Here is a 21,331-nt window from a genome sequence, read left to right on the forward strand (position 1 = left end):
TACAAAACCGTAGGAGCGAGGCTTGCCCGCGAAGCGATTGAACAGACGCCGAAAAAATCAGGCCTTATTCAGAGCCTGAGCCGCAGCCAATACCGCATCGACATGCCCCGGCACCTTCACGCCGCGCCATTCCTGACGCAATACACCGTTCTTGTCGATCAGGAAGGTGCTGCGATCCACACCCATGTATTCCTTGCCGTAGAGCTTCTTCAGCTTGATCACGTCGAACTGCTGGCAGAGCGCTTCTTCCTTGTCGCTGATCAGCTCGAAGTTGAACGCCTGCTTGGCCTTGAAGTTCTCATGGGATTTCAAACCGTCACGCGATACCCCGAAGACTTCGGTGTTGGCCGCCTTGAAGGCATCCAGCTGGTCGCGAAAGCCCTGGCCCTGGGTGGTGCAGCCCGGCGTGCTGTCCTTCGGATAGAAGTAGATCACTACCTGCTTGCCCTTGAGTGCCGCCAGGCTGACGGTTTGCCCGTTGGTGGCGGGTGCTTCGAAGTCGGCGACCGGTTGGTCGATGGCAACGGCCATGAAAGCTTCCTTACATTGGGTTTTGTGGGCGCCACGGTTCGATCAGGGCATCCAGGTTCAGCGCATCGGCGAAGTCCAGGAACTGATCGCGCAACCAGCTGATTTGCACGCCGGCAGGCAAAGTCACGGTAAAGGTGGCGTTGAGCATGGTGCCGCCGGTCTGCGGAGCCTGATAGGTGTCGCAGGTCAGGTTTTCCAGCTCGACGTTGTGGTCCATGAAGAACTGGCACAGCTCGTTGACGATGTCCGAGCGATAGGCCGAGCTAACATAGGCAACGTACGGCAGTGCCTGCGGGCGGTTTTCCAGCGCGGCACTGCGCACCACGTTGACGGTGAAGGCGTGACGCTTGGCCAGGATCGGCAGGCTGCCTTCCAGGCGGGCCAGGGCATCCCAGCTGCCGGAGACTTCAAGGACCAGCGCACTGCACTCGCCATGACGGGTCAGGCGCGAGGTAACCACGGCGCAGCGGTTTTCATGGCTGGCGCGGCACAGGACGTTAGTCAGCTCCATGGGGTTGGCGCCGAGGGCACTGATGACAAGGAATTGTTCGCGAACTGTGGGGGTGGACATGCAGCATTCCTAAAGCGATGAGCGGTCGGTACTTCCATCGGTCTGTTTTAGCGGAGCGAGCCTGCGGATGCGAATCGCAAGGCCCCTGGCGCAGGTTGCAATGTGCTCCAGTATGGCAGGAGCAGCGCAATGGCAACGCTGGAACGGGGCTTGTGATACCGAAATTGGAGGCTCAGAGCCGACGTACGAGCCTGTCGGTACCGATCAAAGTCTGAAGGGTAGCGAAAAGCGGCGCCAAGGGGAATGGCGGCAGCGCAGTACTTCGCTTGTACAAGCATCTTGGCGCCAGTACCATTACGGCTCTCTTTTTCCGGCAGGAGCGGTTGCATGATTGCGGGCAGTATGGTGGCACTGGTCACACCCATGGATGCACAAGGTAATCTCGACTGGGACGGCCTGAGCAAACTGGTGGACTTTCACCTGCAAAACGGCACCCACGCCATCGTGGCGGTCGGCACCACAGGTGAATCCGCCACCCTCGATGTGAACGAACACATCGAAGTCATCCGTCGCGTCGTGAAGCAGGTCAATGGCCGCATTCCGGTGATCGCCGGCACGGGCGCCAACTCGACCCGCGAAGCCATCGAGCTGACCATCAACGCGAAGACCGCCGGCGCCGACGCTTGCCTGCTGGTCACGCCGTACTACAACAAGCCGACCCAGGAAGGCCTGTACCAGCACTTCAAGGCCATTGCCGAGGCCGTCGACATCCCGCAGATCCTCTATAACGTCCCGGGCCGCACCGCATGCGACATGCAGGCCGAGACCGTGATCCGCCTGTCGACCGTCAAGAACATCATCGGCATCAAGGAAGCTACCGGCGACCTGAAGCGTGCCAAGACAATCATCGACGGTGTCAGCAGCAACTTCCTGGTGATCTCCGGTGACGACGCTACCGCGGTCGAACTGATCCTGCTGGGCGGCAAGGGCAACATTTCGGTGACCGCCAACGTCGCCCCGCGCGACATGTCCGACCTGTGCATCGCAGCCCTGAACGGCGACGCCGAAAAAGCGCGTGCCATCCACGAAAAGCTGATGCCGCTCAATAAAACCCTGTTTATCGAATCCAACCCTATCCCTGTGAAATGGGCGCTGCATGAAATGGGCCTGATGCCGGACGGTATCCGTCTGCCGCTCACCTGGCTCAGCGCCGAGTGTCACGAACCGCTGCGTCAGGCCATGCGCCAGTCCGGCGTCCTGGCTTAATTGAGGAAGTACAACGCATGAAGCGAATGGCCGGACTTTCCGCACTTGCCTTGATCATCTCCAGCACCAGTGGCTGTGGATGGATCTGGGGCCCGGAAGGTTATTTCCGTGACCGTGGTAGCGATTACCTGGAAGCAAAACAGACTGCACCGATGCAAATCCCGCCGGACGTCCAGACCGCCAAGCGTCTGGATCCGCTGCTGCCGATCCCGCGTAACGTGGCCGATGACACCGCCACCGGCGAGTTCGTCGTTCCTCGCCCACTGCCTCTGTCTTCCGTGGCCGATGCCAGTGCCTACTCGCTGCAGAAGAGCGGTGATGCGCGCTGGATCCTGGCGCAAAACCCGCCTGCAGAAGCCTGGCCTGTGGCCGTGCAATTCTTCCAGGACAACGGTTTCCGCCTGGACGAACAGCGCCCGCAGACCGGCGAATTCACCACTACCTGGCAGCACTCCGACGAGTTGTCGGCGGCAATGGCCAAGCGTTTGAGCGCCGCCGGTGTCGCATCCGACAGCGAAATCCGTGCCCGCGTACGTATCGAGCCGGGTGTGCAGCGCAACACCAGTGAAGTCTATGTGGTCACCGCCGAACGTCCTGCCGGCAGCACCGCCGACGTCGAATTCACCAACCGTTCGGTCAACACCGGCCTGGACGCTGCGCTGGTCGACGACATGCTCGCGAGCATGAGCCGCATCTCCGAGAAGGGTGGTTCGGTTTCCATGCTGGCTTCCCGTGACTTCGACACCCCAAACCGTGTCAGCCTGAGCGAAGACGGCAGCGGCAACCCTGTGCTGAACGTCGGCTCCGACCTGGACCGTGCCTGGTCGAGCGTCGGCCGTGCGCTGGAACAGGGCGAATGGCGCGTGGAAGACATCAACCGCAGCCTGGGCCTGTACTACATCAACCTGGCCGAAAAGGCCGAGAAGAAAGACGACAAGCCTGGCTTCTTCAGCAGCCTGTTCGGCAGCACGCCGGACAAGGAAGAGCGTGAAGCGCGCGCCGAGCGTTATCAGGTTCGCCTGAGCAAGGTGGGCGACAGCGTCCAGGTCACCGTCGAGAAAAACATCAACACTGTGGCGCCGGCTGACGTGGCGCGCAAAGTGTTGAGCGTGATTCAGGACAATCTGGGCTGATCACATGCGTTTTGCCGTTCTCGGCAGCGGTAGCCAAGGGAACGGCACGCTGGTAGCCAGTGCAGATACCTATGTGCTGGTCGATTGTGGTTTCTCCCTGCGGGAAACCGAAAAACGCCTGTTGCGCCTGGGTGTGAACCCGGCGCAACTGAGCGCGATACTCGTGACCCACGAACATGCCGACCACGTGCATGGCGTGGGTTTGCTGTCTCGGCGCTACAATTTGCCTGTCTACCTCAGTCGCGGGACTTTGCGCGGGATGCGCAAGCCCATCGAGCCCACGGGCTTTCTGGCTGATGGTGAACGACTGCAGATCGGCGATCTGAGCATTGGCGTCATTGCCGTGGCCCACGATGCGCAGGAACCGACGCAATATGTCTTCAGTGACGGTGAGCGGCGCTTCGGCCTGTTGACCGACCTGGGTTCGTACTGCAACAGGGTGCTGGAGGGCTATCGTGATCTCGATGCGCTGATGATCGAGGCCAACCATTGCCGGGACATGCTGGCTCGCGGTCACTACCCGTACTTTCTCAAGCAGCGGGTGGGCGGTGAACTGGGACATTTGAACAACCATCAGGCGGCATTCCTGGTGGCCGAGTTGGGCTGGCAAGGCCTGCAACATCTGGTCCTGGCCCATCTGAGCAGCAAGAACAACCTGCCGCAGCTGGCCCGGCAATGTTTTGTCGACACCCTCGGGTGCGACCCGGACTGGCTGCAACTGGCCGATCAAGATTCAGGGCTCGACTGGCGACACATCGCCTAGCCCATCTACTTAGCAAGCGGAGCCCATCATGGAAAAACGTGAAGAACTCTACCGCGGCAAAGCCAAGTCGGTTTACAAGACCGACGACGCTGACCGTCTGATCCTGCTGTTTCGCAACGACACTTCGGCGTTCGACGGCAAGCGCATCGAACAGCTCGATCGCAAAGGCATGGTGAACAACAAGTTCAACGCCTTCATCATGCAGAAACTCGAAGCCGCCGGCGTGCCGACCCAGTTCGACAAGCTGCTGGGCGACAACGAATGCCTGGTGAAGAAGCTGGACATGATCCCGGTCGAGTGCGTAGTGCGTAACTACGCCGCCGGCAGCCTGGTCAAGCGCCTGGGCGTCGAAGAGGGCATGAAACTCAACCCTTACACCTTCGAACTGTTCCTGAAGGACGACGCCAAGGGCGACCCGTTCATCAACGAATCCCACGTTGTGGCATTCGGCTGGGGCACCGCCGAGCAACTGGTTCGCATGAAAGAGTTGTCCCTCAAGGTCAACGAAATCCTGAGCAAGCTGTTCGACGACGCCGGCCTGCTGCTGGTGGACTTCAAGCTCGAATTCGGCGTGTTCAGCGATGGCTCCATCGTCCTGGGTGACGAGTTCAGCCCGGACGGCTGCCGTCTCTGGGACAAGGACACCAAGAAGAAGATGGACAAGGACCGCTTCCGCCAGGGCCTCGGTGACGTCATCGAAGCCTACGAAGAAGTCGCCAACCGTCTGGGCGTACCGCTTTAACCGACGCAAGCATCTGATAGCACAGAAATATTTCGCGAAAGGGGTTCGCTTCCTGCGAATGTGCTGTTATGATGCGCGCCGTTGGAGAGATGCCAGAGTGGCCGAATGGGACGGATTCGAAATCCGTTGTACCTTCACCGGTACCTAGGGTTCGAATCCCTATCTCTCCGCCATATTCAAAAAAGCCCCGTAATTCAATGAGTTAAGGGGCTTTTTTTTGTTGGTTTGTACTACTCTGTTGTACTACTTCCGCTGGTCAGATTTGGAATCTGAAGGCGGTAGTATGGTTTCTTCTCGGCCCTCCTGTAAGGGCGTTTAAGCATCGCGCGCCTACAAGGCTGCTGGCTGTCGCAGGTGTCCTCTATCAGTGCTGTAATCAACGCACGCTTCGCCCTAGACTCGTTCACGCTTCAGTGTGCAGCACCCTTCTGCTAATGTTATGTGGAAAGGACACTGACCTTTTCTTCGTTCATGTGTCATAGCCGTTTTCTCACGGATTGTTCTAGGCACAATGATGACCCCACAACATAAATTGCTCGCTCGGACGATGTTTCAGTTAAAAGTTCATCAGTCAAACGGCTTTGAGTTCGAGCGTCTTTTCGGGCAGGTTTTAGATTATGGTAGGCCAGGATTTCAGAAAGTCCGGCCTTACGGTAATGAAGGTGATCGGGGCAACGATGCTTATGAGCCCTCCATTGGAAGGTATTACCAAGTATTTGCGCCCAATGATGTGAAAAAAAGTCTAGCAGCAGCGATAAAAAAAGTTGAAATTGATTTCAAAACTAAACTCTTGCCTTATTGGGGTAAGTTTTGTCATCCAAAAGAATATTTTTTTGTATTGAACGATAAGTATTCAGGAACTATTCTTGATGTTGAAAGTGTTTTGGCATCTTTGAAAGCCGACAACTCTTTAGGGGAAGCTAAGGCATTTCTGAACAAAGATTTGGAAGATGTTTTCATAAATTTGGATGAAGACCAAATTAGCATGGTGGTCGGTGGTATTCCTGCAATTGATAGTTCAAGTTTTTTGGACTACTCAATTTTGGGGGAAGTTATTAAACATGTTTTAAGTGTTGCCCCTTCAGATGCACGAAAATCAAAGCTTATTAGTCCGAATTTTGATGAGAAAATAGAGTTCAATGGGTTGCTGGACAATGGCGATTGGTTGAGGGCAAAGCAGCGTGAAGTTTGGCAGGTTGACGATTATCTCTCTAAGAATGGCAATTTTACGAAGCAGCATTTACGCGATTCTTTGTCGGGATTTTATGAAGAGAGTATAGTGGAGATCGCCTCGTCTGATTCCGATATTACTGTAGGCGATCTTCGCTTCGCGTTTGTTCTTAATAAAATAGCGCCGATGCATCAGGATCCGAACACTGATCGACTTCGAAAAGATGCTGCAATGGTATTGATGTCAAAGTATTTTGAAACTTGTGATATTTTTGAGGAGCCCAAAAATGCTTCTTCCTGATAAACATATTTCTTTCGCAGAGTCGCTGTTGGGGTTTGGTTCATTTTTGTTGTCTAAACTTGTTGCTCCAATGACGGTAGACCAATTGTGGCGAGCTTATGAGCGCGAAGCGCATAATTATCCCGCCTACCAAAGTTTTGATAATATGATACTTACACTGAATACTCTATATGCTATCGGCGCATTGCACACCAATGAGTATGGAGAACTGGTGCGAGGAAACGCGGAAGAATCTAAATGCGCTTAATAGAGCTATATGCAAATCAATCAAGCTTTAAGCGTGTTAGTTTTAATGCTACTGGTTTGTCTTTGGTAGTGGGGGCAAGAAAAGAAGCCGTGCATCATGATGATGATACCAAATCCTATAATGGGGTTGGTAAGTCTTTGCTGGTAGAAATAATTCATTTTTGTTTGGGATCAGGTACTAATACAGCGTTCAAGTCACATCTCCCTGGTTGGGAGTTTACTTTGGTTATGATGTTGGGTGCTAAAACTTACCATGTGATTCGCTCAACAGATAAGCAGGGCGAGGTGATAATCAACGAGAAGATCCTGAAGCTAAAGCTATATACTGATTTTTTAGCGAAAAACTCCTTCCAGTCCCATGATTCGACTAATGCAGGGCAGTTATCGTTTCGTGCGCTTATATCGCGTTTTATTCGGCGTACGAAAGCCGATTATAATGATCCAAAATCCACTAGTTCTGATAGAGAACCTTACACCACTTTACTGCGCAATCTATTTTTGCTTGGTGTAGATATTTCTCTTGTAGAAAAAAAGTATCAATTAAGAACGCGTCAAACACAGCTTGAACTTTTCGAGAAGAATTTTAAAACTGACCCCTTTATTCGTGAGTATTATACGGGTAACAAAGATGCATCATTACAATCCAAGCATTTAGATGATCAGATACAAAAGCTCGTAAATGACCTTGCTAGCTTCGAAGTCGCAGAGGATTATTATTCGATTGAGTCAAGTGCGAATTCTGTATCTGCCGAATTGAGAGTTCTTAAAAATAAAAAAGTAATAATAGAAAACTCAATTGCTAATATTATTAGAAGTCTTGAGTCTCGTTCGGATATTACTTTGGGGAGCATTAAAGATGTTTATAATGAGATGCTTTCTGCGTTTAAGCCGGAAGCTTTAAAAACTCTCGCTGAAGTAGAGCGTTTCCATACTGAAATAATCTCCAATCGTGTGGCTAGACTAAGTCAGGAGCGACGTAGGTTTGAATTAGAGTTGCGGCAGTTGGAAGTTGATGTCAAGGAGAAGAATGCGGAGTTGGATGTAAAGCTTTCGTACCTGTCTGATAAGAGAGCGTTAGATCAATATGCAGCAGTTAGTGCTCAGCTTTCTGATGTGAAGGCAAAACATCAAAAGCTTCAGGATTATCAACAGCTTTTACATCGAAGCAGGGAAGAGGCTGCTGAAGTAAAAATTCATTTGGCAGAAGAAAATCTAAAGACAAATCTTTACCTCGACGATACTGCGAAGGAACGCGAGGGTAAACTCGAAATCTTCTCTCAGTTGGCGAAGAAGTTTTATCCTGATGCCCCAGCCGGAATTATTCTGAATAATAATTCGGGTGATAACAAAATAAGATATGACTTTGATGTTCGCATTGAGGCTGATGGATCTGATGGGATTAGCGCTGTTAAGCTTTTTTGTTATGACCTATCCGTGATAATTTTGCGGATTAATCATGAGATGCGATTTGTATGGCATGATAGCCGACTCTTCAGTGATATTGATCCTCGGCAGCGAGCTGTTTTGTTTAAGATTGCTGGATTGTTGGCGAAAGAATACGGCTTTCAGTACATTGCGACTGTGAATGAGGATCAAATAGATGGAATGCTTTCTGAATTTTCAGACTCCGAGCGAGAGCAAATTTTTGAAAGTGTAGTACTCCGTTTAAATGATGATGGCCCTCAAGGGAAATTATTGGGTATTCAAGTTGATATGCATTATTAATTTAAGCTTATTCAATAAGCACGGCCCATTTAACTGTCAAATCGGCTTACCCCTTGGGTCGTAGGCCATGCTCATGCGAAATCACCGCTCTAACTCAGATCTACTCAAAGGCCTCATTCTTTAATAATGGGGCCTTTTCATTTCGATTTTCTTTAAGCCCCATTGCATAGAAAGCAGTGGTTTTCATTCGGCTAGCACTCAAAGCCCTTCAAAAAAATCACTTTCCGTGCATAGCATGACCGTTGGGTGTGGTGCGCGCTATTCCAGGGGCTGCCAGTGATTTTTGAGAGGCCCAAAGAAACGTGTTTAAAAAAAAGTCAGACATTGTGTTTAGAATGGGGTCTGGTAGGCCGTATAATGAGTAGCATCCCCACCTTGAAATTCACTTTTCCGCTTTCTTTGGGCGGGGGTGTAGAGAAAGAACAATATTTTTTTTAAAATGGAAAAATATGTTTTTCCTCCTTAAGCCTTTGATTTAGAAATCCTTGACTTGCAAACACTTGAATAGGCTGTCGTTCGGTATGATGCCGGGCTTTGGTCGTGTTTTGATGGTGGGATATTTACTTCTCTATTTCTCAATAATTGATAAATTAATCTCTAGTGAGTTTCTTATCAATAAGCGTCGTCGTTATAAGACTTAGCGGTGTCTAATTGGGCATCTAACTAGGTAATGGATTAAATAAAAATATTATGCAAAAAAATAAAGAGCATTACTTCCAGGATCGTTTCATGGGGGTGCCGATCAAGTGTGACTCCTCATACCCTTCATTAAGAAAGATCCTTGAAGCGTTGTATGTGCTGGTCTATGAAACTACAAAGATGTTCTCTAGGCCGCGAGGCTATCATGTTAGGGTGCGGTTTACAGAGAAAATGACTAGTCGGACATTTAGTGCACGTCTAGCTACCTTTTACAAAAGAAAGTCAGGCTACATACCCTTCCGTTTGACTGTGGAAGAGTACGATGGCGAAGGAGATGGACTTCATCATCACTTTTGTTTGATTCTGGACGATAGACAGGATCGAAGAGCAAGTATAGAGCGCTTAATGTCGGACCTGTTTTCGGGCGGGTTTTTAGAGAACTATAAGGTGATCTGTCCTGATCGTGACGCATATGGGCATCACATTCGAACTCTAGAAGACAAAGATAGCTATTTCACCTGGATGACATACTTGGCGAAAGTCGCAACCAAGGCGGATATAGGACAGGTATGGAGCTCATGCCGTGCAACCAGTCGTTCTCTGAAAGAATGGAAGCTTGCAGGCAAGCCGGATTTACGAAACCAACTGTTCGGTCAACTACGGAAAGACAACAGCGCGAATGTTGATGTACTTGCAGTTATGCAATTGGTTGATGTGCCATCCGCTGTTATGATGCCGCAGGCACCTCTTGGGGTGTCGTGTAGGGCTTTTTAAGGTTGTGGTCTATAGGGGTGGGGCGGTATCGCGGGATTAACCCTTTGGTGGCGACTACAGCGGCTTCTAGCGAATGCAATGAACTTCTCTCTAATGCATATAACCGCCGGCTTGTAGTTGAGTATTTGTCTTAGATCTCAGTTTCTTGGCGATACGGTTGTCCAACATTTTCATATGAATGATTTGGTGTGTATCGGAATCATGAGGTGATCGGCGTGTTTGTTAAAATTTCTGTGTCCACAATTAGATCACTAGGCCGGCACACGAGGGCGGCAGACAATTTGAATATTGTCGTAATCGTTGGTTGATAGACCCCACGCTCCAAGAAGCTTATGTAATTACGTTGAAGATCCGCTAGGTGTGCTAACTCTTCTTGCGTTAGCCCCAAGTCTTTGCGTCTTTTTTTCAACGCTTTTCCAAATGCAGCCTCGATTTTCACTTCGTTCCCCCGGCAAAGGGAGACTTTCGAGCACTATGAGGAAAAGGTCCTCATAGCATGCTATGAATTTGCGTGAGGTGCTGGCATGATGGTGGCGCTATGTCACTATCTTGTGAATTCTCACCGATAGGGCGGTTATGCGGCTTTTTACTGTTTTGAATGTATCGGTTTCTGAGGGGTACAGGTTTTTCAGGGCCGCATGCTGATTCTGAATTCAAGGCAGAAATACTTAATACAATAGTTTCCCACCGATGCAGAGGAAGCGACATGTTAGTTAAGAAGGTTGTAATTGGATTTATCGGCGGCATGGTGTTGAGCGCATCTGCTATTGCGGAAATCAGCAACAAATCCGGAGATTTCGATGTTCCGCCAAAGCAAGATATGTTGAATGATGGCTTCATGTGTAAAAGTGCTGACGTTCTATTTGAATTTTATGAGAAGGTACCAGCCTCGGACCAAGATCGAGAAAAGTTTGCCGTTTCATTTTTGACGAAGCATTACAATAATGGGGATTGCTGGCATACCCCACCATCCAGTGCATATCTCACAGGTTTTCGTTTCGCTGATGTCAAGCGAGCAGATCGCAAGCTACCATCATTGGTAATTGTCCCGCGCATGGTCGTTAATCGCCGCCTCGGATATGTCATTCCCTCAATGATTCGTATGAATCTTCCCGAGCTTGCAGAAGCTATCAAGCAGAAAAATAAAGCACGTGGTTGGCCTGTAATCCAATAGTACGGTGATTGACCAGCTAAAACCTAAGGGCTGTTAGCTTTCGCGGGCGCGGCCCTTGTTCGTTATTGAAGCCAAATTAGGCCTTTTCACTATCAGATGACTCTACTTCTTTGGTAGCTCGATAACGGGCAAGCAACCGCTATCAAATATCTATTGTGGATAGTTATATGATTGATTTATCATAGGTCTGTCAAAATAAAGATTAAAGGATAGTAATCCATGAATGCACATCTCTACCTACGAGCATCAACCAAAGATCAGGATGCTTTTCGTGCCAAAACATCGCTTGAAGCATTCGCTGCCGATAAGGGGCTGGTCATATCCGGCACATACAGCGAAAACATTTCGGGGACCAAGCTAGAACGCCCTCAGTTGCTCGCCTTGCTCAACATTGCAGAAAAGGATGACGTGCTATTGGTTGAGTCCGTAGACCGCCTGAGCCGCCTCTCTCAAGCTGACTGGGATACGCTGAAGGCAACCATCAAGGCTAAAGGGTTGCGACTAGTAGTTGCCGACTTACCTACCAGCCACATGTTGGTTGAGTCCAAAGGAATTACCGGGCAGATCATGGATGTGATCAACAACATGCTGATCGACCTAATGGCGACAATGGCCCGTCTCGATCAAGAGAAGCGCGTGGAACGTATCAAGCAAGGTTTGGAGAACAAGCGTGCAGCCGATCCAGGCTGGAAGCCAGCAGGTAAGGGTAAAAACAATGTCATGTGGGATCAGGTTCAATCTCTGATGAAAAAGCATCCAACGATGTCTGCTGACCAGATCGCAAAACTGGCTGACTGCGGAGTCGCCACCGTCTACCGCATCAAGAGAGAAATGAATCTGTAGGTTCTATCATCATGATCAATAGCCACCTACGGGTGGCTTTATTGCGCCTGTAATCCTCCTGTTCGTCCATCCCCCTAATAAGAGACACTCAATCTTGGCCAGGTGTCGTCAATGAAAAATTCCAGATCCAGATGATTGGGAGCGCATGCAGCGTAGGCTAGGCTTCTCGGACCATTACAAAAGGACGATAAACCATGCCAGATTGCTCAGAAGCCAACATTGCCACGGCCGACGCTTTGACCTTGCTTCTGCATAATCAGCACGCCTTAGCTGCCGCCATTGAAGAAGTAACCAGGTGGATCTCAGAAAACGGCATAGCAAGTGTTGCAGCTAACGCGATGACAGCAATGGAAGCGCTGGATAGAAACGCACAAGCCATATCAGTTGCAATTAATACACTGCGTCAGTCGTAGATTCACAGTACGTCTTTAGCTCTCGAAGTCGACACGACAGGCTGGAGCAGATGCATGACAGCAGTTACCAGTGCTTCTACCCTCCATGGTTTTGCCAGGAAGATTGTATTGGCGGGTAGACCGACAACGGCGTCAGTCCAGCCACTGGTAATGATTACCGGAATATCGGGCCATCTCTCACGAACAAGCCTCGCTAACTCAGCACCCTGAACCCGCCCCGGTAGCCCTAGGTCAGCGATGATGAGTGCGCATCTGATCTTGGACTCCCGCATATAGTCCAGTGCATCATCTGCGGTTGAAAACGCCACAGACTCAGCACCAACGTCACACAAGATCTCTCTCGTAAGTTCGCGGAGTTGTGGATCATCCTCGACGACTAAAATTTCGCCGTTGATGGTCAGTAGCTGGAGGTCCACATCCATGCTGAAGTGATCCGATTTAACGTGAGGAAGGTCCAGTCTTTCACCTTCGGCCTGGTGGGTCTACCTTGCTATCGAAGTCGCCATAGGCATACCCCATCTGCGTCGCTCCCCTCTCTCGCTCCCGGCTATAAATGTCACTCAACGTCCACCTCAGGCGCTCATGCTCGGCCTTCAATGCTGCAAGCTCGGTTGAGCTATCCCGATGCATGAGAATCAGCTTGGCAATGTTCTGGTGAGCTTTGCGTAGGTCGCAGCGTGTAGTTTCCAGTTCTACACACAGAAGGGTGCACTGGTGTTTCAGCATCTCTTCACGGGTGGGCATGCCCAATTCGAAACCGGTGTCATCGATCAGATCATCTTCCATCACGCTGCGCCACTTACACTGTATGGGTGTACAGTATACGGGTGATCGAGCATGATCAATCTGTCAGTGATCGAAGGCGACCCTTACAGATTTTGGGGAATCCAGAAAATCGGGGATGGAAGACCGGGGGGTCTAATTTTTTGGGTCCCATCCCAGGTACCTGGTACCACGTACCTTCTAGCAGGTACCCGTACTCTTCTATTGGGGCGATCACCGTCGTCCCGTCAGGATTGAGGGCAGCGTTGATATCGCATCAAGCATTTGAAGCGGGCTAGCTCCTTTGCTGTACACATCAAAAGTTACAAGACCTGTTTCGTGCCCTACCAATTGTGCAATTGTTGGTCCTGGAACATCGTGCCTTTGTAATTGGGTGATGACAGTTATTCGAATGCTATGGAAAACGTGACTACCACCAAACCCAAGGGTGGTTTTTAGGCGGCCAAATGCCTTCGATAGGGCATCCGAGCGTTTCCCGTATTTGTTCTGACTTGAAGAAGGAATCAGATAACTATCCTTGGTATCTGTAGTCAATCGTTTGACTGTCGCTTTTAAGCTCGGGTGGATAGGTACCCTTCTAATGCCTGCGGCTGTTTTGCTGTCAGTGATGTCGAAAAAGTCTACGCCTTCAATCGTCAGAAGATTTTCCACACGAAGTTGGCACAGTTCCTCGATACGCGCCCCTGTCATCGAGGCCAGAGTAATAAGGTCGGCTAGGGCATTTAGGTCGCGAGATTTCGCGGCCTCCACCAATGAGGCCAACTGAGCAATGGTATAGTCCTTCCTGCGCGCATCCGCCTTCGCTTTCCCTCGTACCTTGGGAAGGTCATGGTTCTCGAATGGATTCGCTCTATCCTTGAATTCCGAACGCCAAGGGCCGTCGTATCGTATGGCCCATTTCCAAAACATGCTTCCTGCTAGCAGATACTGCGTCAAGGTCTTCGACGCAAGGCTTAGGCTATTCAACCATTCTTCAACGCTTTCTGACGTGAGATGGTTCCCAGATTGTTTTAGGAAGGCTGCCAATTTTCGTAGTTTGGACTCCTGCTGGTCGATCGTTTTTTGATCAATATGCTTGGCCTTTCGGTGTTTATGAAAGGCCTCAAGACGGCCATTGGTGATAGTAGGTTCGCCTCGATGTGTAGTCGGGTTCGCAATGATCTCGGTCAGTTCGCGGGATTGTTCATCATTGAACTTATAGCTATCTGCGTACAGATCATGAAGAACATCCTTCATAAACGCCGTCAGCACATCGTATGTTTTCAATTTGTCTTGCAGTTCGTTTTCCGTGGCAGGCGGAAGGATCGCTTGCACATCTTTTACAAAATCTGGATTGGCCAGCATGAAAGCTTCCAGCTTCTCCACATTTTGCTTCGGCCCCATATATGGTTCACCAATGGCGGACCGCTTCTTCTGTTTGTTCATGTCCTCAAAAGCCAAGCTGACACGCACGGCTTTTTCCTGCCAGTCGCTGGGGAGAATCCTGTGTCCTCGTGCGGCTGCGATCTGAGCCCTCCACTCAGCCAAATACGCATGGCTAGCGTGGAGAGCTTGACGATGGGATGTGGTCTTCAATGACTTAATGAAGACACTACGTCCTATTTTAGAAACCACATCGTCTGGCACCTTCAGTCTGACGTACCAATTTTCTTCATTCTTTTTTTTGATTAAGTGGTCAGCCATTAGCTGCAAACCTTCGTGGTGCTTGTACTACTGGTTTGTACTACTTTTGAGGTGTTGAGTCCAGGTTAGGCCTGATTTATTGGCGGTTTTGTGCGTGTGGGATCACCTCCCTATCTCTCCGCCATTATTGAATAAGACTAAGCCCCTGAAATGGTTGAACATTTCAGGGGCTTTTTCGTTTGCGAAAGATTTTCCTTCGCCGGATAAGTCAGATGGGCCCACCGTGCTTGAACGTATGGCAGATCGTATCCAGCTGATCCCAGGGAAGCCCGTTCCTGGCAGCCTCTCCGCAGCCAGGGTGATGCGAAAACGGAGTCGCCCGATCCGTTTCCCGCTGCTGCGCCTGGCACGCCTTGCAGGACACAATGCCTTCGGCGAGTCGCCAGTGGGTATTCCATTCAATCAGGTCATCGTTGGCTGACATACGTCCTCCCTGAAGACGTTTCCTATCCGCATTTACAACATTATGGTTTAAATCCTATCGGACCAAAGTAGTGCCGGACATGCGGCCTTGATGGCCGGTGATCGAACGCTGTGACTTGAATTGCATTAAATGAAAAAAATGCCTGACGCATTTGTGTTGTTGCATAGACGCAGATTATTACACCTCCCTAAACTGTCGACAGTTAAAAAGGCGGGGGCAATGGATGAATCGCAACGAACTACGCAAGGCCGACATCAATCTGATGGTGGTGTTTGAAACGCTGATGCTTGAGCGCAACGTCACCAAGGTGGCAAACAAGCTGTTTCTCGGCCAGCCGACCATCAGTTCGGCGCTCAATCGCTTGCGTACGATGTTCAACGATCCGTTGTTCATTCGCGTGGGGCATCGCATGGAGCCCACGGCACGGGCCGAGGAGATTTTCCGGCATTTGTCGCCGGCGCTCGATTCGTTGTCGGTGGCGTTGAGCCTGACCCACGACTTCGACCCCGGCAACAGCACCATGACCTTCCGTATCGGCATGTCCGACGACGTCGAATACGGGCTGCTGCCGCCGCTGTTGCACGCGCTGCGCCAGGAAGCCCCGAAGGTGGTGTTCGTGGTACAGACCGTCGATCACTGGCGGATTTCCGATCTGCTGGCATCCGGCGATATCACTGTCGGTGTCACCCAGACTCGCGCCTTGCCGGCCAACGCCAAGCGCAAATTATTGCGACGCATCCAGGCCAGCGTGTTGCGCGCCGATGTCTCTGAAGCCCCGCTGACCCTCGATGAGTACTGCTCGCGTCCACACGTGCTGGTTTCGCACATCGCCAACGTCAGCGGCTATGCCGATGAGTGGCTGGCGCAAATTGGCCGCTCGCGTCAGGTGGTGCTCTCGGTGCCCCAGTACAGTTCGTTGCCGGCGTTGCTGGCCGGTACGAACCTGATTGCCAGCCTGCCGGACTACACCGCCGAGGCAATGGCGGCGTCCGGCCAATTGTTCAAGGAAGGCTTTCCGTTTCCGACGCCGGCGCTTGAGCTGTGCATGGTCTGGCTCAGCCACGTCGACAGCGATCCCGCCGAGCGCTGGCTGCGTTCACGGATTGAAACCTACATGGGTGAGCGCAATCTGATGTCGCTTTCCCAATGACCTGAACCGCAGCATGTTATATGTAGCCACTTTTCACCGAGCTTTTAAGCGAACAACAGGAGTAACGTCATGCCTCACCTGCACCTGGAATACACCGCCAACCTGCCCGAGCTGAATGCCGATGTCGCCTTGATGCGACTCAACAACACGCTGGTAGGGTCCGGGCAGTTCGGTGCCGAATTCGACATCAAGAGTCGTGCGGTGAAGGTCGAGACATTCAAGGTCGGCACGGCAATGGCGGAGCGGGCGTTCGTGCATGTGAAGCTGGCGCTGTTGAGTGGGCGTTCGCCGCAGATCAAGCAGCAGCTGTCCGAAAGCCTGCTGACGGTGGTGAAGGATCTGTGTGAGTGGCCGGCGGGCGTGGAAGTCCAGTTGTGCGTGGAAATTCTCGATATCGACCGCGAGTCGTATTCCAAGACCGCCATTGGCGTCTGAGTGAACTCTTTCGCCGAATGTGTTTTTGAGAGCTGAACCAACGCTGAACAGTTCTCAAATAATTCGAAAGTTTCACTGTAATTCCCCAAGCCAACTAATCGTTGGCTTCTTTTTCACAAAAAATTGATGGTTGGCTGCCCAGAATTAGTGCTGTCGCGGTAAATGAAATTTTCACATTTATCGGCGGCACTTCTTTTCAGGAACAGCCGATTGCCATGTTGAAGATTAAAGCCGTGCGCCCGGAGTGGGTGACGCTGATTGCCAGCGCCTTTTTATTGACTGCCTTCAATTTCGTGTTGTGGCAGCACCTGTTTGAAATCACTGCCGCCGACGGAAAGGGCGTGGTGATGCGCGTGGCGTTCGGCGCGATGATCCTCGCCGCCTTCAACATCGTGCTCACGTTGCTGGCATTCCGGCCTGTGATGAAGCCGGTCCTGACGCTGCTGTTCATGATCAGCGCCGGTGTGGCTTACTTCATGAGCCAGTACGGTGTATTGATCGATGCTGGCATGTTTCGCAACTTTGCCGAAACCAATGCCACGGAAGTGCGCGATTTACTGTCGTTGAAGTTGCTTGGCTATGTTTTGTTATTGGGTGTTCTGCCTTCCTGGCTGTTGTGGAAAACACCGATAAACTTTCGTCGCTGGCACCGCGAGCTGCTAAGTAAAGTTCTGGTAACCGTCGCATCGGCTGCGGTTATTGGCGGGGTCGCGTTGGTTAACTACCAGGGACTTTCTTCATTGTTTCGCAATCACCATGAATTGCGCCTGATGGTAGTGCCGAGCAATTACATTGGCGCCTCATTTGGTTACTTGAGTGAACAGGTCGCATCCGCGCAGCAGCCGTTCGTCAAAATTGGCGAAGATGCCCGGCTCAACCCTTCCGTGCAAGCGCACAGCCGCAAATCCCTGACAGTGCTTGTGGTCGGGGAGAGCGCCCGGGCCGAGAACTTTGGCATCCTCGGTTACGACCGTGACACCACGCCGAAACTGGATAAGGAGGCCGGCCTGATCGCATTCACAGATGTGCATTCCTGCGGCACGGAAACCGCCGTATCGGTGCCATGCATGTTCTCCAACATGGGGCGCAAGGACTACAACGCCAGCAAGGCGAAGAATGAAGAAGGTCTGCTGGACGTGCTCAAGCGCGCGGGTATCGATGTCATCTGGCGCGACAACCAGTCCGGTTGCAAGGGCACTTGCGATCGGGTCACTCTGCAAGATGTCAGCAACCTGAAAGACCCGACACTGTGTGCCAACAGTGAGTGCCGCGACGAGATCCTGCTGCAAGGCCTGCAGCACTTCATCGATAACCTGGATAAGGACACCGTACTGGTATTGCACCAGATGGGCAGCCACGGTCCTGAATACTTCAAGCGTTATCCGAAGGAATACGAACACTTCACCCCGGTCTGTGAAAGTAATGCGCTGAACAATTGCAGTCGCGAAAGTATCGTCAACGGTTACGACAACACGCTCGTCTACACCGACCACGTGCTGTCGAGCCTGATCGATATCTTGCGCAGCAATCAGGGCAAGGTCGACACCGCGATGCTGTATCTGTCGGATCACGGCGAATCCCTGGGCGAATACAACCTGTTCCTGCACGGCACGCCTTACATGCTGGCGCCGGAACAACAGAAACACGTGGCGATGCTGGCCTGGTTCTCCGACAGCTACCAGAAGTCGTATTCGGTGGACACCCATTGCCTGCAACTGAGCCGTGAAAAGCCGCTGAGCCAGGACAACCTGTTCCATTCGATGCTGGGTCTGCTGGAGGTCAACAGCAAGGTTTACAACCAGGATCTGGACATGTTCGCCGGATGTCGCGGGGCGGTGATCGACGGCGTGCTGGCCAAGCAATGAAATTGCAGCGGGCAATCGAGGGCGGCTACCCAGCGATCGATACTGCTTTCCCGTCCACTCGGCGATGCGCTTTCATGCGTTCTGTAAGATCACCCAACCTGGCTTTGTCAGACTATTCTTTTTGTTAAGCAGGTATTTTCGCTAATGCTCTTGTTCAGTGGATGCGCGGAAATCGCCGGGGGCGATATATACTGCGCGCCATTCTTCAAGGGAGAGCCGTGTGGCCATCGAAATTCACTGGATTCGCGACAACGATAGCCTTGGCCGGTTTTGCGCCGAATGGCAGCAACTGCCCTACGTTGCCCTCGACACCGAATTCATGCGGGTCGACACCTTCTATCCGATCGCCGGCCTGTTGCAGGTGGGCGATGGCTCGCGCGCTTACCTGATCGATCCACTGACCATCGACAACTGGCAGCCTCTGGCCGCGCTGCTGGAAAACCGCGCGGTGGTCAAAGTCCTGCACGCCTGCAGCGAAGACCTTGAAGTCCTGCTGCGCCTGACCGGCAGTCTGCCGGCGCCGCTGTTCGACACGCAACTGGCCGCCGCTTACCTGAACCTGGGCTTTTCCATGGGCTATTCGCGCCTGGTGCAGGAAGTACTCGGCATCGATCTGCCTAAGGGCGAAACCCGCTCCGACTGGCTGCAACGCCCGCTGTCCGAAACCCAGATCAGCTACGCCGCCGAAGATGCCCTGCACCTGGCCGAAGTTTTCGTACAGCTGCGTCCGAAGCTGTCCGACGACAAATATGCCTGGGTCCTGGAGGATGGCGCGGAGCTGGTGGCCAATCTGCGTCGCGAGACCGATCCCTACGAGGTCTATCGCGACGCCAAACTGGCGTGGAAACTTTCCCGCGCACAACTTGCCGTGTTGCGTGAGCTCTGCGCCTGGCGTGAAACCCAGGCGCGTGCCCGCGATTTGCCGCGTAATCGCATCATTCGCGAGCATTCGCTGTGGCCACTGGCTCGAACCCAGCCGGACAACTTGGGCGCCTTGGCGAAAATCGAAGACATGCACCCGCGCACCGTGCGTCAGGACGGCGAGTTTCTGCTCGATCTGATCAAGCGCTCCGGCAGTCTGCCGCCCGATCAGTGGCCGCCCGCCGTGCCGGAGCCGCTGCCGGTAGACGCCGCCGCGCTGCTCAAACAGATGAAAGCCATCGGCCAGGCCGAGGCTGAGCGCCTGGACATCGCGCCAGAGGTGATGCTGCGCAAGAAAACCCTGGAAGCCCTGCTCAAGAGCGGTTTCCCCAATGGTCCCTATCAATTGCCTGATTCGCTGCGTGGCTGGCGCCGCGAATTGATGGGCCAGGCGCTGCTCGACAGCCTGGCCACCGCCGGAGAACAGCCTTGAAACGTATTTGCTCCATCTACCGCAGTTCGAAGAAAAACGAGATGTACCTCTATGTGCTCAAGAGCGATGCACTGGAGCGCGTACCTGAACCTCTGCTCGCCGCCTTCGGCAAAGCCATTCATGCATTCGACCTGGTGCTGACTCCGGAGCGCAAACTGTCGCGCGAGGACATTGCCGTCGTGCTGGCGAACCTTGAAAAGCAGGGCTACCACCTGCAAATGCCGCCTGCCGAAGAGGAATACATCGAGCACCTGCCAGAAGAGTTGCTGCGACGCAACGACCCGGTTTAACCGGTCGACAGGCTCTGTTCAGGGCCTTTGTGACATTCTGGAATGATTTTGGCGATAGCCGCGACGCGCTGCAAAGGGCGTCCGCGGTTGTCTGCAGCGCTTTTTTGAAAGGTTGAAGCATGCGCGTTCTGATTGCCGAACACGACCATCCTGTCTACTCCCAGCTATTGCGTGAGGCCGCGCCGGACGTTGAAGTACTGACCAGCGGCGACTCCGCTGAACTTTCCCGGCAGGCCGCCGAGTGTCCGGTCTGGCTTGGCCAGCCCGATCTGCTGGCCACGTTGTTACGCCAGGGCCATCAACCGCAGTGGATGCAATCGACCTGGGCCGGCATCACGCCGCTGCTCGCCGAGGGCCTGCCACGTGACTATCGACTGACCCGCGCGGTGGGGATCTTCGGTCAGGTCATGGCCGAATACGTGCTCACCTACATGCTCGGTCACGAACGTGAAGTGTTGGCGCGACTGGTCAGCCAGGTCGAGCGCAAGTGGGATAGCCGTCACGGCCAGAGCCTGGCGGGGCGCAAGGTATTGATCGTTGGCACCGGCGATATCGGGCAGACCGTGGCGCAGTTCCTGATGCCCTTTGGTGTTGAGTTGTACGGTGTCGCCAGCGAGGCCAGAGGTCAGGCTCCGTTCATCGAGGTCGGGTCCCTTGAGGATTTGCCGCGATTGGTGGGGCAAGTGGATTACGTAGTTAACCTGCTGCCAAATACACCGAACACCCACGATATCTACGATGCAGCACTGTTCAAGCAGTTCAAGCCAACGGGGTTGTTCATCAATGCGGGGCGCGGTGTGGCGGTGGTTGACGCGGATCTGGTGGAAGCCTTGAAGGAAGGGCATCTGGCGGGCGCGGTAATCGATGTCTGCCGTCAGGAGCCGCTGCCGCAGCGTCACCCTTTCTGGACGGCCTGGGGCCTGCTGCTGACCGGTCACAGCTCGGCGCCGACTTCGCCGTCGTTGATGACGAAACTGTTCGTCGAGAACCTGCGGGCTTATCAGGCGGGCGAGGGGCTGCGCGGGGAAGTGGATTTCAATCGCGGGTATTGAAACGCCTCGATCAAAAGTGGGAGCGGGCTTGCTCGCGAATGCGGTGGGTCAGACACCAAATAGC

At 52.6% G+C, this 21,331-nt stretch carries 24 protein-coding genes and 1 tRNA gene; 18 read left to right on the plus strand and 7 right to left on the minus strand.

Features of this window, described 5'->3' with window-relative positions; translation table 11 throughout:
* Positions 1-57: 57 nt before the first annotated feature.
* Together ACW9JE_RS17600 and ACW9JE_RS17605 are read right to left on the minus strand one after the other, a co-directional pair.
* On the minus strand, positions 58-531 hold the full coding sequence (locus tag ACW9JE_RS17600) for a peroxiredoxin (RefSeq protein WP_224535797.1): 474 nt from the start codon (positions 529-531) through the stop codon (positions 58-60).
* A gap of 10 nt (positions 532-541) precedes the next feature.
* Positions 542-1,102: a glycine cleavage system protein R gene (locus tag ACW9JE_RS17605; RefSeq protein WP_175376178.1), complete on the minus strand. Its 561-nt coding sequence runs from the start codon at positions 1,100-1,102 to the stop codon at positions 542-544.
* Between the two features lie 327 nt (positions 1,103-1,429).
* Between ACW9JE_RS17605 and dapA the strand changes: the two genes are divergently transcribed.
* The 9 genes from dapA (at position 1,430) to ACW9JE_RS17650 (ending at position 9,801) form a co-directional block, all read left to right on the plus strand.
* On the plus strand, positions 1,430-2,308 hold the full coding sequence (dapA, locus tag ACW9JE_RS17610) for a 4-hydroxy-tetrahydrodipicolinate synthase (protein ID WP_457433454.1): 879 nt from the start codon (positions 1,430-1,432) through the stop codon (positions 2,306-2,308).
* A gap of 17 nt (positions 2,309-2,325) precedes the next feature.
* On the plus strand, positions 2,326-3,441 hold the full coding sequence (bamC, locus tag ACW9JE_RS17615; protein WP_457433455.1) for an outer membrane protein assembly factor BamC: 1,116 nt from the start codon (positions 2,326-2,328) through the stop codon (positions 3,439-3,441).
* A gap of 4 nt (positions 3,442-3,445) precedes the next feature.
* Complete coding sequence (locus tag ACW9JE_RS17620; RefSeq protein WP_224535803.1) at positions 3,446-4,204, plus strand: MBL fold metallo-hydrolase; 759 nt, start codon at positions 3,446-3,448, stop codon at positions 4,202-4,204.
* Between the two features lie 28 nt (positions 4,205-4,232).
* Positions 4,233-4,946 (plus strand): phosphoribosylaminoimidazolesuccinocarboxamide synthase, encoded by a 714-nt coding sequence (gene purC / locus ACW9JE_RS17625; protein WP_060541247.1) that lies wholly within the window; start codon positions 4,233-4,235, stop codon positions 4,944-4,946.
* A gap of 83 nt (positions 4,947-5,029) precedes the next feature.
* Positions 5,030-5,119: transfer RNA gene (locus tag ACW9JE_RS17630), tRNA-Ser, on the plus strand.
* A gap of 338 nt (positions 5,120-5,457) precedes the next feature.
* Positions 5,458-6,417 (plus strand): ABC-three component system protein, encoded by a 960-nt coding sequence (locus tag ACW9JE_RS17635; protein WP_457433456.1) that lies wholly within the window; start codon positions 5,458-5,460, stop codon positions 6,415-6,417.
* Positions 6,404-6,664: an ABC-three component system middle component 6 gene (locus tag ACW9JE_RS17640; RefSeq protein ID WP_457433457.1), complete on the plus strand. Its 261-nt coding sequence runs from the start codon at positions 6,404-6,406 to the stop codon at positions 6,662-6,664. The genes ACW9JE_RS17635 and ACW9JE_RS17640 overlap by 14 nt, the downstream gene beginning before the upstream one ends.
* The gene (locus ACW9JE_RS17645) at positions 6,655-8,388 is read left to right on the plus strand and encodes a DUF2326 domain-containing protein (RefSeq protein WP_457433458.1); all 1,734 of its coding nucleotides are present in this window, start codon (positions 6,655-6,657) and stop codon (positions 8,386-8,388) included. The genes ACW9JE_RS17640 and ACW9JE_RS17645 overlap by 10 nt, the downstream gene beginning before the upstream one ends.
* A 690-nt stretch (positions 8,389-9,078) precedes the next feature.
* On the plus strand, positions 9,079-9,801 hold the full coding sequence (locus tag ACW9JE_RS17650; protein WP_457433459.1) for a hypothetical protein: 723 nt from the start codon (positions 9,079-9,081) through the stop codon (positions 9,799-9,801).
* Between the two features lie 199 nt (positions 9,802-10,000).
* On the opposite strand, the gene ACW9JE_RS17655 is transcribed toward ACW9JE_RS17650, so the two are convergent.
* Entirely contained in the window at positions 10,001-10,240 is a 240-nt protein-coding gene (locus ACW9JE_RS17655; protein WP_457433460.1) for a helix-turn-helix domain-containing protein, read from the minus strand.
* Positions 10,241-10,507: 267 nt separating this feature from the next.
* On the opposite strand from ACW9JE_RS17655, the gene ACW9JE_RS17660 reads away from it, so the two are divergent.
* The 3 genes from ACW9JE_RS17660 to ACW9JE_RS17670 all read left to right on the plus strand — a co-directional run bounded on the left by ACW9JE_RS17660 (position 10,508) and on the right by ACW9JE_RS17670 (position 12,231).
* Positions 10,508-10,975 carry a hypothetical protein gene (locus tag ACW9JE_RS17660; protein ID WP_457433461.1) on the plus strand — a complete coding sequence of 156 codons (468 nt, stop codon included), beginning with the start codon at positions 10,508-10,510 and terminating at the stop codon, positions 10,973-10,975.
* Positions 10,976-11,194: 219 nt separating this feature from the next.
* Positions 11,195-11,818 (plus strand): recombinase family protein, encoded by a 624-nt coding sequence (locus ACW9JE_RS17665; protein WP_457433462.1) that lies wholly within the window; start codon positions 11,195-11,197, stop codon positions 11,816-11,818.
* Positions 11,819-12,012: 194 nt separating this feature from the next.
* The gene (locus tag ACW9JE_RS17670; RefSeq protein WP_457433463.1) at positions 12,013-12,231 is read left to right on the plus strand and encodes a hypothetical protein; all 219 of its coding nucleotides are present in this window, start codon (positions 12,013-12,015) and stop codon (positions 12,229-12,231) included.
* A gap of 2 nt (positions 12,232-12,233) precedes the next feature.
* Here ACW9JE_RS17670 and ACW9JE_RS17675 read toward each other — a convergent pair whose 3' ends face one another.
* From ACW9JE_RS17675 to ACW9JE_RS17690, 4 genes are all read right to left on the minus strand, one after another.
* The gene (locus ACW9JE_RS17675) at positions 12,234-12,653 is read right to left on the minus strand and encodes a response regulator (protein ID WP_457433464.1); all 420 of its coding nucleotides are present in this window, start codon (positions 12,651-12,653) and stop codon (positions 12,234-12,236) included.
* 40 nt (positions 12,654-12,693) lie between these two features.
* On the minus strand, positions 12,694-13,017 hold the full coding sequence (locus ACW9JE_RS17680) for a hypothetical protein (protein ID WP_457433465.1): 324 nt from the start codon (positions 13,015-13,017) through the stop codon (positions 12,694-12,696).
* 210 nt (positions 13,018-13,227) lie between these two features.
* Positions 13,228-14,697 (minus strand): tyrosine-type recombinase/integrase, encoded by a 1,470-nt coding sequence (locus tag ACW9JE_RS17685; protein WP_457433466.1) that lies wholly within the window; start codon positions 14,695-14,697, stop codon positions 13,228-13,230.
* A gap of 208 nt (positions 14,698-14,905) precedes the next feature.
* Positions 14,906-15,121 (minus strand): hypothetical protein, encoded by a 216-nt coding sequence (locus ACW9JE_RS17690; RefSeq protein ID WP_457433467.1) that lies wholly within the window; start codon positions 15,119-15,121, stop codon positions 14,906-14,908.
* A 223-nt stretch (positions 15,122-15,344) separates the two neighbouring features.
* On the opposite strand from ACW9JE_RS17690, the gene ACW9JE_RS17695 reads away from it, so the two are divergent.
* From ACW9JE_RS17695 to ACW9JE_RS17720, 6 genes are all read left to right on the plus strand, one after another.
* On the plus strand, positions 15,345-16,271 hold the full coding sequence (locus ACW9JE_RS17695) for a LysR substrate-binding domain-containing protein (RefSeq protein WP_224535807.1): 927 nt from the start codon (positions 15,345-15,347) through the stop codon (positions 16,269-16,271).
* A gap of 69 nt (positions 16,272-16,340) precedes the next feature.
* Positions 16,341-16,706, plus strand: coding sequence for a 5-carboxymethyl-2-hydroxymuconate Delta-isomerase (locus tag ACW9JE_RS17700; RefSeq protein WP_457433468.1), 366 nt, complete (start codon positions 16,341-16,343; stop codon positions 16,704-16,706).
* A 215-nt stretch (positions 16,707-16,921) separates the two neighbouring features.
* Positions 16,922-18,571 carry a phosphoethanolamine transferase gene (locus tag ACW9JE_RS17705; protein ID WP_457433469.1) on the plus strand — a complete coding sequence of 550 codons (1,650 nt, stop codon included), beginning with the start codon at positions 16,922-16,924 and terminating at the stop codon, positions 18,569-18,571.
* A 220-nt stretch (positions 18,572-18,791) separates the two neighbouring features.
* A complete protein-coding gene (rnd, locus tag ACW9JE_RS17710) occupies positions 18,792-19,925 on the plus strand; it encodes a ribonuclease D (RefSeq protein WP_457433470.1) in 1,134 nt (377 codons plus the stop codon).
* Entirely contained in the window at positions 19,922-20,215 is a 294-nt protein-coding gene (locus ACW9JE_RS17715) for a YcgL domain-containing protein (RefSeq protein WP_224535815.1), read from the plus strand. Before rnd ends, ACW9JE_RS17715 begins: the two co-directional genes overlap by 4 nt.
* Positions 20,216-20,334: 119 nt before the next feature.
* Positions 20,335-21,267 carry a D-2-hydroxyacid dehydrogenase gene (locus tag ACW9JE_RS17720; RefSeq protein WP_457433471.1) on the plus strand — a complete coding sequence of 311 codons (933 nt, stop codon included), beginning with the start codon at positions 20,335-20,337 and terminating at the stop codon, positions 21,265-21,267.
* Positions 21,268-21,331 lie beyond the last annotated feature (64 nt).

This window comes from Pseudomonas sp. SDO55104_S430 (assembly GCF_054070595.1).

Bases quoted from the DNA above. Each gene is read 5' to 3' on its own strand.
- purC (WP_060541247.1), top strand. From the start codon at position 4,233: ATGGAAAAACGTGAAGAACTCTACCGCGGCAAAGCCAAGTCGGTTTAC.
- ACW9JE_RS17720 (WP_457433471.1), top strand. From the start codon at position 20,335: ATGCGCGTTCTGATTGCCGAACACGACCATCCTGTCTACTCCCAGCTA.
- ACW9JE_RS17640 (WP_457433457.1), top strand. From the start codon at position 6,404: ATGCTTCTTCCTGATAAACATATTTCTTTCGCAGAGTCGCTGTTGGGG.
- ACW9JE_RS17690 (WP_457433467.1), bottom strand. From the start codon at position 15,121: ATGTCAGCCAACGATGACCTGATTGAATGGAATACCCACTGGCGACTC.
- dapA (WP_457433454.1), top strand. From the start codon at position 1,430: ATGATTGCGGGCAGTATGGTGGCACTGGTCACACCCATGGATGCACAA.
- ACW9JE_RS17620 (WP_224535803.1), top strand. From the start codon at position 3,446: ATGCGTTTTGCCGTTCTCGGCAGCGGTAGCCAAGGGAACGGCACGCTG.
- ACW9JE_RS17680 (WP_457433465.1), bottom strand. From the start codon at position 13,017: ATGGAAGATGATCTGATCGATGACACCGGTTTCGAATTGGGCATGCCC.
- ACW9JE_RS17600 (WP_224535797.1), bottom strand. From the start codon at position 531: ATGGCCGTTGCCATCGACCAACCGGTCGCCGACTTCGAAGCACCCGCC.
- ACW9JE_RS17645 (WP_457433458.1), top strand. From the start codon at position 6,655: ATGCGCTTAATAGAGCTATATGCAAATCAATCAAGCTTTAAGCGTGTT.
- ACW9JE_RS17705 (WP_457433469.1), top strand. From the start codon at position 16,922: ATGTTGAAGATTAAAGCCGTGCGCCCGGAGTGGGTGACGCTGATTGCC.
- ACW9JE_RS17650 (WP_457433459.1), top strand. From the start codon at position 9,079: ATGCAAAAAAATAAAGAGCATTACTTCCAGGATCGTTTCATGGGGGTG.
- ACW9JE_RS17685 (WP_457433466.1), bottom strand. From the start codon at position 14,697: ATGGCTGACCACTTAATCAAAAAAAAGAATGAAGAAAATTGGTACGTC.
- ACW9JE_RS17675 (WP_457433464.1), bottom strand. From the start codon at position 12,653: ATGGATGTGGACCTCCAGCTACTGACCATCAACGGCGAAATTTTAGTC.
- bamC (WP_457433455.1), top strand. From the start codon at position 2,326: ATGAAGCGAATGGCCGGACTTTCCGCACTTGCCTTGATCATCTCCAGC.
- ACW9JE_RS17665 (WP_457433462.1), top strand. From the start codon at position 11,195: ATGAATGCACATCTCTACCTACGAGCATCAACCAAAGATCAGGATGCT.
- ACW9JE_RS17695 (WP_224535807.1), top strand. From the start codon at position 15,345: ATGAATCGCAACGAACTACGCAAGGCCGACATCAATCTGATGGTGGTG.
- ACW9JE_RS17670 (WP_457433463.1), top strand. From the start codon at position 12,013: ATGCCAGATTGCTCAGAAGCCAACATTGCCACGGCCGACGCTTTGACC.
- ACW9JE_RS17635 (WP_457433456.1), top strand. From the start codon at position 5,458: ATGATGACCCCACAACATAAATTGCTCGCTCGGACGATGTTTCAGTTA.
- ACW9JE_RS17660 (WP_457433461.1), top strand. From the start codon at position 10,508: ATGTTAGTTAAGAAGGTTGTAATTGGATTTATCGGCGGCATGGTGTTG.
- ACW9JE_RS17700 (WP_457433468.1), top strand. From the start codon at position 16,341: ATGCCTCACCTGCACCTGGAATACACCGCCAACCTGCCCGAGCTGAAT.
- ACW9JE_RS17605 (WP_175376178.1), bottom strand. From the start codon at position 1,102: ATGTCCACCCCCACAGTTCGCGAACAATTCCTTGTCATCAGTGCCCTC.